The 12,829-nt window shown below is 70.0% G+C and carries 8 protein-coding genes; 1 reads left to right on the top strand and 7 read right to left on the bottom strand.

Translation table 11 applies throughout. From position 1 onward, the window contains the following. Positions 1–8: 8 nt before the first annotated feature. The 6 genes from ACLJTM_RS30995 to ACLJTM_RS30970 all read right to left on the bottom strand — a co-directional run bounded on the left by ACLJTM_RS30995 (position 9) and on the right by ACLJTM_RS30970 (position 8,525). Positions 9–1,505 (bottom strand): amino acid permease, encoded by a 1,497-nt coding sequence (locus tag ACLJTM_RS30995; protein ID WP_411107094.1) that lies wholly within the window; start codon positions 1,503–1,505, stop codon positions 9–11. A 102-nt stretch (positions 1,506–1,607) separates the two neighbouring features. Continuing rightward, on the bottom strand, positions 1,608–3,524 hold the full coding sequence (gene dxs / locus ACLJTM_RS30990; protein ID WP_411107093.1) for a 1-deoxy-D-xylulose-5-phosphate synthase: 1,917 nt from the start codon (positions 3,522–3,524) through the stop codon (positions 1,608–1,610). Positions 3,525–3,801: 277 nt separating this feature from the next. Beyond that, on the bottom strand, positions 3,802–5,091 hold the full coding sequence (locus tag ACLJTM_RS30985; RefSeq protein ID WP_411107218.1) for a sugar ABC transporter permease: 1,290 nt from the start codon (positions 5,089–5,091) through the stop codon (positions 3,802–3,804). 26 nt (positions 5,092–5,117) lie between these two features. Further along, entirely contained in the window at positions 5,118–5,906 is a 789-nt protein-coding gene (locus ACLJTM_RS30980) for an ATP-binding cassette domain-containing protein (RefSeq protein ID WP_411107092.1), read from the bottom strand. A 171-nt stretch (positions 5,907–6,077) separates the two neighbouring features. Then, positions 6,078–7,193: a sugar ABC transporter substrate-binding protein gene (locus ACLJTM_RS30975; RefSeq protein WP_411107091.1), complete on the bottom strand. Its 1,116-nt coding sequence runs from the start codon at positions 7,191–7,193 to the stop codon at positions 6,078–6,080. Between the two features lie 117 nt (positions 7,194–7,310). Beyond that, entirely contained in the window at positions 7,311–8,525 is a 1,215-nt protein-coding gene (locus ACLJTM_RS30970) for an ROK family protein (RefSeq protein ID WP_411107090.1), read from the bottom strand. Between the two features lie 604 nt (positions 8,526–9,129). Here ACLJTM_RS30970 and mgtA point away from each other — a divergent pair. Beyond that, positions 9,130–11,850, top strand: a complete 2,721-nt coding sequence (mgtA, locus tag ACLJTM_RS30965) for a magnesium-translocating P-type ATPase (protein ID WP_411107088.1) — start codon at positions 9,130–9,132, stop codon at positions 11,848–11,850. Between the two features lie 40 nt (positions 11,851–11,890). On the opposite strand, the gene ACLJTM_RS30960 is transcribed toward mgtA, so the two are convergent. Then, the gene (locus ACLJTM_RS30960; RefSeq protein ID WP_411107087.1) at positions 11,891–12,826 is read right to left on the bottom strand and encodes a carbohydrate ABC transporter permease; all 936 of its coding nucleotides are present in this window, start codon (positions 12,824–12,826) and stop codon (positions 11,891–11,893) included. Between the last annotated feature and the right edge of the window lie 3 nt (positions 12,827–12,829).

Raw genomic sequence — 12,829 nt, 5'->3', positions numbered from 1 at the left:
GCCCGCGGTCAGAACCGTGCGTCCTGGCCCGCCTTGTGCAGCCGGCTGTTGCGGTAGCCGTAGGCGAAGTAGACGACGAAGCCGATGACCATCCAGATGCCGAACCGGATCCACGTCTCGGCCGGCAGGTTGAGCATCAGCCACAGGGAGGCCGCGATCGACAGGATCGGGACCGCCGGCACCCACGGGGTGCGGAAGGACCGGTGCAGGTCGGGGCGGGTCCTGCGCAGGACGATCACGCCGAGCGCGACCACCACGAAGGCGAACAGCGTGCCGATGTTCACCAGTTCCGCGAGCTTCTCCAGGCTGGTGAAGCCGGCCACCACGGCGATGATGCAGCCGAGCAGCAGGGTGGCCCGGTACGGGGTGCGGTACTTCGGGTGGGTGACGGAGAAGACGCGCGGGAGCAGTCCGTCGCGGCTCATCGCGAAGAACACGCGGGTCTGGCCCAGCAGCAGGATCATGCAGACCGTGATCAGCCCGACGGACGCGCCCAGGCTGATGGCGCCGGCGAAGAACGGCTGGTTCACCGATTTGAAGGCTTCGGCGAGCGGCGCGGTCGGCGACATCTCCGCGTACTTCTGCATGCCGGTGACTACCAGCGTCACCGCCACGTACAGCACCGTGCAGACGAGGAGCGAGCCGAGGATGCCGCGGGGCATGTCCCGCTGCGGGTTCTTGGTCTCCTCGGCGGCCGTGGCCACGACGTCGAAGCCGATGAAGGCGAAGAAGACGAGCGAGGCCGCGGTGAAGATGCCCATGACGCCGAAGTTGGTCGGCTCGTAGCCGAAGAGCAGCTGGACCAGGGGCGCGTGCAGTCCGCCGCCCGTCTCCTGCGGCCGGGCCGGCGGGATGAACGGGCTGTAGTTGTCGGCCTTGATGAAGAACAGGCCCGCGATGATGACCAGCAGCACCACGGTGACCTTGATGGCGACGACGACCGCGGTGATCCGGGCGGAGAGCTTCGTGCCCACCACCAGGATCGCGGTGAGCACCAGGACCAGCAGGAAGGCCAGCAGGTCGAAGGTGCCGCCGGCATCGGGCCCGGACAGCCCGACGGGCAGGTCCCAGCCGAGGTTGGTGTGCATGAGGTGGCGTACGTAGCCCGACCAGCCGACGGCCACGACGGCGGTGCCGAGCGCGAACTCCAGCACCAGGTCCCAGCCGATGATCCAGGCGGGGAGTTCGCCGATCGAGGCGTACGAGAAGGTGTACGCCGAACCGGCCACCGGGACGGTGGACGCGAACTCGGCGTAGCAGAGCGCCGCCAGGGCGCAGACGACGCCCGCCGCCACGAAGGCCAGGGCGGTGGCGGGACCGGCATTGTTGCGGGCGGCGATGCCCGTGAGGACGAAGATGCCGGTGCCGATGATGACGCCCACACCGAAGACCGTCAGGTCCCAGGCGGAGAGCGACTTGCGGAGCGCGTGTTCCGGCTCCTCCGTGTCGCGGATGGACTGCTCCACCGTCTTGGTACGGAACGGGCTGTTCAGATCCTTGCTCACCGACGCCTCCGAGAGGTGACGACGCACGAACGGGCCGGGAGGCCCACCCCCTACAGGGTGATCTCCCGGCCCGTGCCGTGCAACCGCGCATCGGCGCCGGGGCTAGTCGACCGTGGCGGCCGGCTCGCTGTCGTAGCGCCCGTCCAGCTTCGCGACCAGGCCGGTGACCTGCCGGGCGATGTCCGGGGCGGTCAGACCGATCTCGGCCATGATCTCCTTGCGGAGCGCGTGGTCGAGGAAGCGCTGCGGGATGCCGAAGTCGCGCAGCGGTACGTCGACGCCCGCGTCGCGCAGGGCCTGCGCGACGGCCGCGCCCACACCGCCGGTGCGGCCGTTGTCCTCGACGGTGACGACCACCCGGTGGCGCTCGGCGAGCGGCGGCAGGGCCTCGTCCACCGGCTTGACCCAGCGGGGGTCGACCACGGTCGTGGAGATGCCCTGCTTGTCGAGGAGGTCGGCGATCTCCAGGCACATCGGGGCGAGGGCGCCGACCGAGACGAGCAGTACGTCCGGACGGGTGACCTCGGCGGCCGGGGTGCGCAGCAGGTCCATGCCGCCGATGCGGCCCACGGCCGGGACGGCCGGGCCGACGACGCCCTTGGAGTAGCGCACGACGGTGGGGGCGTCCTCGACCTCGACGGCCTCGCGCAGCTGCGCCCGCAGCTGCTCGGCGTCGCGCGGGGCGGCGAGGCGCAGGCCGGGGACGACCTGGAGGATGGACATGTCCCACATGCCGTTGTGGGAGGCGCCGTCGTCGCCGGTGACCCCGGCGCGGTCCAGGACGAAGGTGACTCCGCACTTGTGCAGGGCCACGTCCATCAGGACCTGGTCGAAGGCGCGGTTCAGGAAGGTTGCGTAGACCGCGAAGACCGGGTGGACCCCGGCCGTCGCCAGGCCCGCCGCCGAGGTCGCGCCGTGCTGCTCGGCGATGCCGACGTCGAAGGTGCGCTCCGGGAAGGCGTCGGCGAACTTGTTCAGGCCGACGGGGTGGAGCATCGCCGCGGTGATGCCGACGATGTCCGGGCGCTCGTGGCCGAGCTTGACCATCTCGTCGGCGAAGACGGAGGTCCAGCTGGCGGCCGCGGTCTTCACCGGCAGGCCGGTGTCGGGGTGGATCACGCCGACCGCGTGGAAGCGGTCCGCCTCGTGCTCCAGGGCCGGGGTGTAGCCGCGGCCCTTCTGGGTGAGGCAGTGGACGATGACCGGGCCGCTGAAGCGCTTGGCGCGCTGCAGGGCGGACTCCAGGGCCTCGATGTCGTGGCCGTCGATGGGCCCGATGTACTTCAGGCCCAGGTCCTCGAACATGCCCTGCGGGGCGATGAAGTCCTTCAGGCCCTTCTTGGCGCCGTGCAGGGTCTCGTAGAGCGGCCTGCCGACGACCGGCGTGCGCTCCAGCAGGTCCTTGCCGCGGGCCAGGAAGCGCTCGTAGCCGTCGGTGGTGCGCAGGGTCGCCAGGTGGTTCGCGAGACCGCCGATGGTGGGGCCGTACGAGCGCTCGTTGTCGTTGACGACGATCACCAGCGGGCGGTCCTTGGCGGCGGCGATGTTGTTCAGCGCCTCCCAGGCCATGCCGCCGGTCAGGGCGCCGTCGCCGATGACGGCGGCGACGTGGTGGTCCTCGCGGCCCAGCACCTCGTTGGCCTTGGCGATGCCGTCGGCCCAGCCCAGCACGGTGGAGGCGTGCGAGTTCTCGATCACGTCGTGGTCGGACTCGGCGCGCGAGGGGTAGCCGGACAGGCCGCCCTTGGAGCGCAGGTCCGAGAAGTCCTGGCGGCCGGTGAGCAGCTTGTGCACGTAGGCCTGGTGGCCGGTGTCGAAGAGGACCTTGTCCTTCGGCGAGTCGAAGACCCGGTGCAGCGCGATGGTCAGTTCGACCACCCCGAGGTTGGGGCCGAGGTGCCCGCCGGTCTTGGAGACGGCGTCGACGAGGAAGGACCTGATCTCCGCGGCGAGCTGGTCGAGCTCGTCCAGGCTGAGCCGGTCCAGATCGCGCGGTCCCTTGATGCGGGTCAGCAGCACCCGTGCCTCCTTGCAGTTGCTTGCTGGTCTGTCGAGTCTAATGTTCCGCTCGCGGGACCCGTCATCGGGCCGTCCCGAGCGGGTCACACCTTTGTCATACATGTACGCCCGGGGACGAACCCACACATCTCATTCGGGCGTATACCCGCACAGACGTACCTGTCCACGTACGCACAGGTGCCCGGTGCCACAGGGAGTGGCACCGGGCACTGTGACCGGTCTTACCGCCGGTCCGCGGATGCGGACCGGGACGCGGGCCCGCGGGGCGGGCCCGCGGTCAGGCGCGGCCGGCCGACTTCTGCGTCTTGCGGGTGATCGAGTCGATCACCACGGTGGCCAGCAGCACCGCTCCGGTGATCATGTACTGGATCGGGGTCGCGATGCCCTCCAGTGCCAGACCGTACTGGATCGAGGTGATCACCATGACGCCGAGGAGGGCGTTCCAGGTGCGCCCCCGGCCGCCGAAGAGGCTGGTGCCGCCGATGACGGCCGCGGCAATGACGTTCATCAGCAGGTCGCCGGCGCCGGCGCTCTGGTTGGCCGCCGCGATCTTCGAGGCCCAGAAGAGCCCGCCGATGGCGGCGAAGGTGCCGGCGATCGCGAAGACCGTGATCCGGACCCGGTTGACGTTGATGCCCGCGCGCCGGGAGGCCTCGACGCTGCCGCCGAGGGCGAAGACCTGGCGGCCGAAGGTGGTGCGGCGGAGCACGAAGTCCGTGAGCACCAGGGCCAGCAGGAAGAGCACCACCGCGAGCGGCAGGCCCTTGTACTGGTTGAACACGACGGCGGGGCCGAAGGTGAACACCGCGAGCAGGCCGCTGCGCAGCAGGATCTCGGTGAGCGGCCGGGAGGGCACCCCGGCGGCCTCGCGGCGGCGCGCGTCGAAGAAGGAGGCCAGGAAGTACCCGACCACCGCGACCGCGGCCAGCCCGTAGCCGATGGCCACGTCGGAGAAGAAGTACGTGGTCAGCTGGCCGACGACGCCCTCGGAGTCCAGGTTGATCGTGCCGTTGCTGCCGAGGATCTGCAGCATCGCGCCGGACCAGAAGAGCAGGCCCGACAGGGTGACCGCGAAGGCCGGGGCGCCGATCCTGGCGAAGAAGAAGCCGTGGATCGAGCCGATCAGCGCGCCGCCCGCGACGGCCGCGAGGATGGCCAGCCATTCGTTCACGCCGTGGGTGACGGCGAGGACGGCCACGATCGCGCCCGAGACACCGCTGACCGAGCCGACCGAGAGGTCGATCTCGCCGAGCAGCAGCACGAAGATGATGCCGACGGCCATCATGCCGGTGGCGACCATCGTGATCGCGACGTTGGTCAGGTTCTCCGGGGAGAGGAAGTTCGAGTTCAGGCCCTGGAAGATCGACCAGATGATGATCAGACCGATGACGACGGGTATGGAGCCCAGGTCACCCGCCTTCATCTTGCGGCCGAACTCGCGCCGGTACCCGGACAGGCCCTCTTCGCGGACGAGCAGGCGGGGGTCCACGGCGGGGATGGCGTCCGCCGCGGCGGCCGGGTTCACGACCTCGTGGCCCGCCGCGTCGTTCTCGGCCGCCTTGCGCAGCGGGTCGGCGGCTGGGTTCTCGGTGCTCACTTGCGAGCCTCCCCGGTGCGGGCCGCCCGGCGGGTCACGGCGTTGTCCGTGGCTCCGGTGATGGCGGAAATGATCTCTTCCTGCGAGGTGTCGGCGACGGTGAAGACGCCGTTGTTGCGGCCGAGCCGCAGGACCGCCACCTTGTCGGCGACGGCCTTCACATCGGCCATGTTGTGGCTGATGAGGATCACGGCGTGGCCGCGCTCGCGCAGCCGCTCGACGAGGTCGAGGACCTGTGCGGTCTGCTCGACGCCGAGGGCGGCGGTGGGCTCGTCGAGGATCACGAGCTTGGGCTCGCCGAGCATCGAGCGGGCGATGGCCACGGTCTGGCGCTGACCGCCGGAGAGCGAGGCGATGGGGATCCGGACACTGGGGATCCGGATGGACAGGGTGGTCAGGAGCTCGCGGGCGCGGCGCTCCATCTCCACCTCGTCCAGGATGCCGCGGCGCTTGAGCTCGCGGCCGAGGAAGAGGTTGCCGACGACATCGATGTTGTCGCACAGCGCGAGGTCCTGGTAGACCGTCGCGATGCCCAGGTTCTGGGCGTCGTGGGGCTTGCCTATGGAGACCGGGCGGCCCTCCCACTCGATGACGCCGTCATCGATGGGGTGCACGCCGGCGATCGTCTTGACCAGCGTGGACTTGCCGGCGCCGTTGTCGCCGACAAGGGCGACCACTTCACCGGAGTGGATCTCGAGTTCTACGTCGGTCAGGGCCTGGACGGCGCCGAACCGCTTCGAGACCCCTCGCAACGCCAGCACGGGCGCAGCGGACACATGAACCATCTCCTTCGCCGCCTGACCGGCGGGGATGTCGTGCAAAAGAGCAGGAGCGGGGCGAATGGGGGGTAAGGCAGGGGGTGCATCGTTTCTGCCCGGCGCCCCGCAGGTGGCGGGGAAAGGAGTGGCGGGGCGCCGGGCAGGCGCGGGGGTCGCCTCGGAGGGCGACGGGGGGCCCTACTTCAGGCCGGCGGCCGAGCAGGCGGCCGCGTACTTGTCGCTGCAGATCTCGTCGGCCGTGTAGACACCGTCCTTGATGACGGTGTCCTTGATGTTGGCCTTGGTGAGCGAGACGACCGGGATGAGCACGGACGGGACGCCCTTGGCGGTCGGGCTGTCGACCGTGGAGGTGGTGACGCCGGTGACCTTCTCGCCCTTGGCGAGGGCGACGGCCATCTTCGCGGCGGCCTCCGCCTCGGGGGCGTACGGCTTGTAGACGCTCATGAACTGCTCGCCCGCCACGATGCGCTGCACACCGGCGAGTTCGGCGTCCTGGCCGGTGACCGGGGGCAGGGTGGCCAGGCCGGCCGCCTTGAGGGCGGTGATGATGCCGCCCGCCATGCCGTCGTTGGCGGAGTAGACGCCGACGACCTTGTCCTTGCCGATCGCCGAGAGCGCGGCCGCCATGTTGGTGTTGGCGTTCTCCGGCTTCCACTCGACGGTGTCGTACTCCTTGCCGATGTTCACCTTGCCGTCGAGGACGGAGTGCGCACCGGACTTGAAGAGCTTGGCGTTCGGGTCGGTGACCGAACCGTTCATCATGACGATCTGGCCGTCCTTGGCCTTGTCGCCCAGCGCCTCCAGGAGCGCCTTGCCCTGGACCTTGCCGACCTCTTCGTTGTCGAAGGAGGTGTAGGCGTCGATCGGGCCCTCGGCCAGGCGGTCGTAGGCGACGACCGGGATGCCGGCGTCCTTCGCCCGCTTGACCGCGCCGGCGATCGCCTTCGAGTCCACCGCGTCGACGATGAGGACGTTCACCTTGTTGGTGATCATCGTGTCGACCTGGGAGTTCTGCGTGGTGGCGTCCTGCTTGGCGTTGGCGTAGACCACTTCGCCCTTGCCGCCGGTGAGCTCGGCGACCTTCTTCTCGATGAGCGGCTTGTCGAACTTCTCGTAGCGCGCGGTCTGGTTCTCCGGCAGGAGCAGCCCGACCTTGATCGCGTCGCCCGCGGCGGGGGCGCCCGACTCCTTGGTCTTGTCTCCGGCTTCCTTCGCACTGCCACAGGCGGCGAGGGAAACGGCCATGGCACCGGCGGCGACGGCTACGGCGGCTCTACGCATACGCGTGTTCATTACTTGAACCTCCCTGACGAGGCCGCAACACTGCGGCCGAGGTGGATGTGAGTCAACCCCGGCCGCGTTTTGCCGTCAAGGAGTGAATCCTTAACGAGATGACAACGGTGCCATCCGTTATCTACCTGAAGACAAGACGGCTGGTGCTCGCACTCCACTTCCATGATCCGACAAAAGCGTCGAATCGCCCATTTCACTGAGCACCAGGGCCAGTGCCCCCAGCACCTCGGCCCGGCCGCCCAGGGACCCCGTGAGCACCGACAGTTGGCGGGCCGCGCTCGGGATGGCGTACCTCCCCACTGATTCACGGATGGGGGCCAGGACGAGTTCACCGGCGTCCGCGAGCGAGCCGCCCAGGACCACCCGGCTGGGGTTCAGGAGGTTGCACAGGCTGGCGACTCCGCTGCCGATGTGGCGGCCCACATCCGTGATCACCCGGCGGCAGCCCGGATCACCGTCGCGGGCCAGCTCGACCACCCGCTCCATCGTCAACTCCGGTCCGTGCGTGCCCTGCAGGAGCGGCAGGACGTACCGGGCGGCGGCGAAGGTCTCCAGGCAGCCGCGGTTGCCGCAGCGGCACACCGGGCCCGATTCGTCCAGCGTGATGTGCCCGATCTCGCCCGCCGTGCCGCCCGGTCCGCGGTAGATCCGGCCGTTGATCACCAGGCCCGCGCCGACGCCGCTGGCGACCTTGATGTAGGCCAGGTCCTTCACTCCCCGGCCGCTCCCCCACACGAGTTCGCCCAGCGCGCCGAGGTTCGCGTCGTTGTCCACGTACACCGGCACCCCGAGGCGCTGCGAGAGCTCCTGACGGGGGTTGATGCCGGCCCAGCCCGGCAGGATCGCGGTCGAGCCGAGGGTCCCGGACTCCACGTCGATGGGGCCGGGGACGCCGAGGCCGACCCCGATGACCTTCTGCAGGCTCACGCCGATGCCCGCGATCAGCCGCCCGACCAGCGCCTCGGCCCGGTCGAAGCCCTCCGCCCAGGAGGCGTCCACGTCCAGCGGCTCGGACTCCTCCGCCAGGACCTGGTGGGCGAGGTTGCCGACGGCGACCCGCAGGTGGGTGTGGCCGAAGTCGACGCCGATGACGATGCCCGCATCCCCGCTGAGGGAGACGCTGCGCGCGCGGCGGCCGCCGGCCGAGGTGTCGGTGACCTCGACGGTCCCGGCGTCCTTGAGCTCGCGGACGATGTTGGAGACCGTGGCCGCCGACAGGCCGGTGGCCCGCGCGATCTCCGCCTGGGTCAGCGAACCCTCGATCCGTACCGCACGCACGACCCGTTCGAGGTTCGCCCGATGCAGCGAGGACTGCGATCCGGGAGTCTGCACGACTCATCCACTCCTGCCCATAAGCGACGGCAAGCCGTCGCCCCCCGGCCGGGCCGTCGCGGCTGCACACTCCGAGACCCCGGCGTCTCTCCAACTTGTGAACCTTAAGTCGAGCCTTTGGGCCTCCAGACGTCAAGAGGCTGACACAGCGCGAATCGGACACTATCCGCCGAAAGAGGGAGGGAGCCCCCCACGAGATCGTGCTACGGTCGCTGAGGCGCCGGTCCTCTGCGGCCTTTCCGGCCGGACCGGGCGCCCCTGATGACCGGCGCGACGCAAGGAGGTGTTCGGGATGAGTCCCGATCGAAGTCTTTGCAGCGCACGCGTCCGCTGATCGCCTGATCAGCCCGTCCCGGTGACCGGCTGACCGTCCGCACGGCTGTGCACCGACCGCGGTACTCCGCTGTCCGCCTCGTCCTGCGCGCGTCCGGCAGCTGCGCCCCGCCCCTCTCCTTCCGCATGCCCGGGCCTCCTCGCCGGGCGTGCGTCATCCATGTCCTCGGCGTGCCCGGCGGCCTCCCGCGCCGCCGCGCGCCGACCCGTGACCACTCCGCGTGACCGCCCGGCTCCGTGCCGTCCGGACCCGTGGAAGGAGGTAGTCGTCATGACCATGCTCACCCCTCGCCCCCCGGCCACCCTGGCACCGCCGGGCCGCGGCCGCCGTGAGCGCAAGGCCGCCGAGCTGGAGGCCCGTACCCGGCTCGTCGGTGAGCGGCTCGCCGCCGTCAGCGCCGGTCCGGCGGTGCGCGCCCTGCAGCAGGTGGACTCCTCGCGGAGCGGCCTCACGCACGCCGAGGCCGCGCTGCGCCTGGAGCGCTGCGGCCCCAATGCCGTCGCCCGGGAGCGCGCCCCGCGCTGGTTCGTCCAGCTGGGCAAGGCGTTCTGGAACCCCTTCATCGGCGTCCTGGTCTTCCTGGCCGCCGTCATGTACTGGCAGGACCCCGCCGACCCGGGCGTCGTCATCCTCTGCGCGATGGTGGGGATCAGCGGACTGCTGCGCTTCCGGCAGGAGTTCCGCTCCGGCCGGGCCGCGGACGCGCTGCAGGACCTCGTCACCACCACCTGCGCGGTGCAGCGGCGGGCCGACAGCGGCTCGGCCCCGACCACCTTCGAGGTGCCCATGGACCAGGTCGTCCCGGGCGACCTCGTCCGGCTGGCCGCCGGCGACCTGGTCCCGGCCGACCTGCGCCTGCTCGGCTCCAAGGACCTGATGGTCAGCCAGGCCGCACTGTCCGGCGAGTCCCTGCCCGTCGCCAAGGCGGACACCCTCACGGAGGACCTCGGCCGGCCGGAGAGCGCCGACCCCGTCGAGGCCGACAACCTGTGCCTGACGGGCACCTCCGTCATCTCCGGCACCGCCACCGGGCTCGTCGTCGCCACCGGCGCCGACACCTACTTCGGCTCCATGGCCGGTTCCCTGGTCGGCGAGCGCCCGCCGACCAACTTCGACCACGGCGTGCGCAAGATCAGCTTCCTGCTGATCCGCTTCATGCTGGTCATGGTCCCGGTCGTCTTCGTGGTCAACGGGTTCACCAAGGGCGACTGGAACCAGGCCTTCCTGTTCGGGATCGCCGTCGCCGTCGGCCTGACCCCCGAGATGCTGCCGATGGTGGTCTCGGCGAACCTGGCGCGCGGGGCCGTCGCCATGTCCCGGCGCAAGGTGGTCGTCAAGCGGCTCAACGCGATCCAGAACCTGGGCGCCATGGACGTGCTCTGCACCGACAAGACCGGCACCCTCACCGAGGACCGGATCACCCTGGACCGCTGCCTGGACGTGCACGGCAGCGAGGACGGCGAGGTGCTGGAGTACGGGTACCTCAACGCGCACTTCCAGACCGGGCTGCGCAACCTGATGGACCAGGCGGTCATCGACCGCGTCGACGAGGCCGAGGAGGTTGTCGTCGACGCACGGTTCTCGATGGTCGACGAGATCCCCTTCGACTTCGCCCGGCGCCGGATGTCCGTGGTCCTGAGCCGCAACCCCCTGGTGGCCGGCGACGCCCGCCCCGGGCACGTCATGATCACCAAGGGTGCGGTCGAGGAGGTCCTGGGCCTGTGCACCCGCATGGCGGACCGCGGCCGGACGGTGGAGCTGACCGAGGAGCGGCGCCGGGCCGCGCTGCGGACCGCCGAGGAGCACAACCGGCGGGGGCTGCGGGTCCTGGCCGTCGCCACCCGCACGCTCACCTCCCCGCGGGCGGCCTACACGGTCGCCGACGAGGACCGGCTGACCCTGGTCGGCTTCCTCGCCTTCCTCGACCCGCCGAAGGCCGATGCGGCCCGGGCCCTGCGGGGCCTGGCCGACAAGGGCGTGGCGGTGAAGGTGGTCACCGGCGACAACGGGCTCGTCGCCGCCCGGGTCTGTGCCGACGTCGGCATCGACGTGGGCCGCGTGGTCTGCGGCCCCGCGATCGACGGCCTCGACGACGCGGACCTGCGCGCGCTGGCCGCCCGTACGACGGTCTTCGCGAAGGCCAACCCGGTCCAGAAGGCCCGGATCGTCCGGGCCCTGCAGGCCGAGGGGCACACCGTGGGCTTCCTCGGCGACGGCATCAACGACGCGGCCGCCCTGCGCACCGCGGACGTCGGCATCTCGGTGGACACGGCCGTGGACATCGCCAAGGAGTCCGCCGACATCATCCTGCTGGAGAAGGACCTGACCGTCCTGGAGCAGGGCGTCGTCCAGGGCCGGACCACCTTCGGCAACACGGTCAAGTACATCAAGATGACGGCCTCGTCGAACTTCGGGAACGTGTTCTCCGTCCTGGTGGCGAGTGCGTTCATCCCCTTCCAGCCGATGCTCGCAATCATGCTGCTGGTGCAGAACCTGGTCTACGACATCTCCCAGCTGGCCACCCCGTGGGACCGGATGGACGAGGAGTACCTGCGCACGCCCCGCAACTGGGACGCCCGGGGCATCCTCCGCTTCATGGTCACCATCGGCCCCGTCAGCTCGGTCTTCGACATCGCCATGTTCACGATCATGTGGAACGTGTTCGGGGCGAACAGCGAGGCCCACCAGGCGCTCTTCCAGTCCGGCTGGTTCGTCGAGGGCCTGCTCTCGCAGACCCTGGTCGTCCACATGATCCGTACCCGGAAGATCCCCTTCCTTCAGTCCCGCGCCTCCTGGCCGGTGCTGCTGACCACCGTCCTCGCGGTGCTGGCCGGGCTGTGGCTGCCGTTCTCCCCGCTGGCCCCGTCGCTGGGCTTCACGGCGCTTCCCGCGGCCTACTTCCCGTGGCTGGCCGGCGTCCTGCTCGCCTACTGCACGCTCACCCAGCTCGTGAAGAGCGCCTATGTCCGCAGGTTCAAGACCTGGCTGTAGGAACCCCGTCGCCTCCTCGCCGCCGGGGTGCCCGGCGGCGCTACTTCAGGGTGGCCGAGGTCAGGCCGGCCTGGATCTGCCGCTGGAAGGACAGGTACACGGCCAGCATGGGGATGATCGCGATGGTGGCGCCGGCGAACAGCACCGGCAGGTCCGTCTCGTACCCCATCTGCTGCTGGAGCTGGATGAGGCCCTGGGTGAGCATGTAGCGCTCGGGGTCCCCGCTCGTCTGCGGCTGCATCAGCACGGCGGGGAGGATGTACTGGTTCCACTGCCCCAGGACATTGAATATCCCGACGCTGATCAGGCCGGGCTTGGCCATGGGCAGCATCACCTGGAAGAAGATCCGGGTGTCGGACGCCCCGTCGATGACCGCCGCCTCGTGGACCGCCGTGGGCAGCGTCCGGAAGAAGGAGTGCATGAAGAAGACGGTGAACGGCATCGAGTAGGCGACGTACACCAGGATCAGGCCGTGGTACGTGTTCAGCATGTCGAAGCGCTTGACCATGAAGAACAGCGGGACCAGCGCCAGGAAGACGGGGAACATGGCCCCGCTGACGAAGAAGTAGTAGACGGCCCGGTTGCCCCGGAAGGGGTAGCGGGCCAGCACGTACGCGGCCATCGAGCCGAACAGCATCGTCAGCGGCACCGAGAAGACCAGCACGATCAGCGTGTGGGCGAAGTACCCGCCGATCCCCTTGGTCCAGGCCCGCGAGAAGGCGTCGAAGTGCCAGTTGGCGGGCCAGCTCAGGGCCGAGCCGCCGATCTGCGCGTCGGTCTTGAAGGAGCCGAGGACGAGCCAGATCAGGGGCAGGACGATCATGATCGCCCAGAGGGCGAGGAACCCGTGCGAGAAGACGTTGAGGACCACGCCCTCGGAGCGGCGCCCGTCGCGTTCCCCGTCCCGTCCCGGTCCGGCGGACCGCCGCGCGGCCGGCTCGTTCTCGACCTTGGTGACTGTGGACTCTGCGGTCATCGT

Origin of the sequence: Streptomyces sp. cmx-4-9 (assembly GCF_046548835.1) — a bacterium.
Classification (GTDB): domain Bacteria; phylum Actinomycetota; class Actinomycetes; order Streptomycetales; family Streptomycetaceae; genus Streptomyces.
This window is presented reverse-complemented; position numbering and strand designations above follow the sequence as displayed.

What these genes read in the sequence shown, in the direction of transcription:
- ACLJTM_RS30980 (WP_411107092.1), bottom strand. Translation starts at nt 5,906, where the DNA reads ATGGTTCATGTGTCCGCTGCGCCCGTGCTGGCGTTGCGAGGGGTCTCG.
- ACLJTM_RS30975 (WP_411107091.1), bottom strand. Translation starts at nt 7,193, where the DNA reads ATGAACACGCGTATGCGTAGAGCCGCCGTAGCCGTCGCCGCCGGTGCC.
- mgtA (WP_411107088.1), top strand. Translation starts at nt 9,130, where the DNA reads ATGACCATGCTCACCCCTCGCCCCCCGGCCACCCTGGCACCGCCGGGC.
- ACLJTM_RS30960 (WP_411107087.1), bottom strand. Translation starts at nt 12,826, where the DNA reads ATGACCGCAGAGTCCACAGTCACCAAGGTCGAGAACGAGCCGGCCGCG.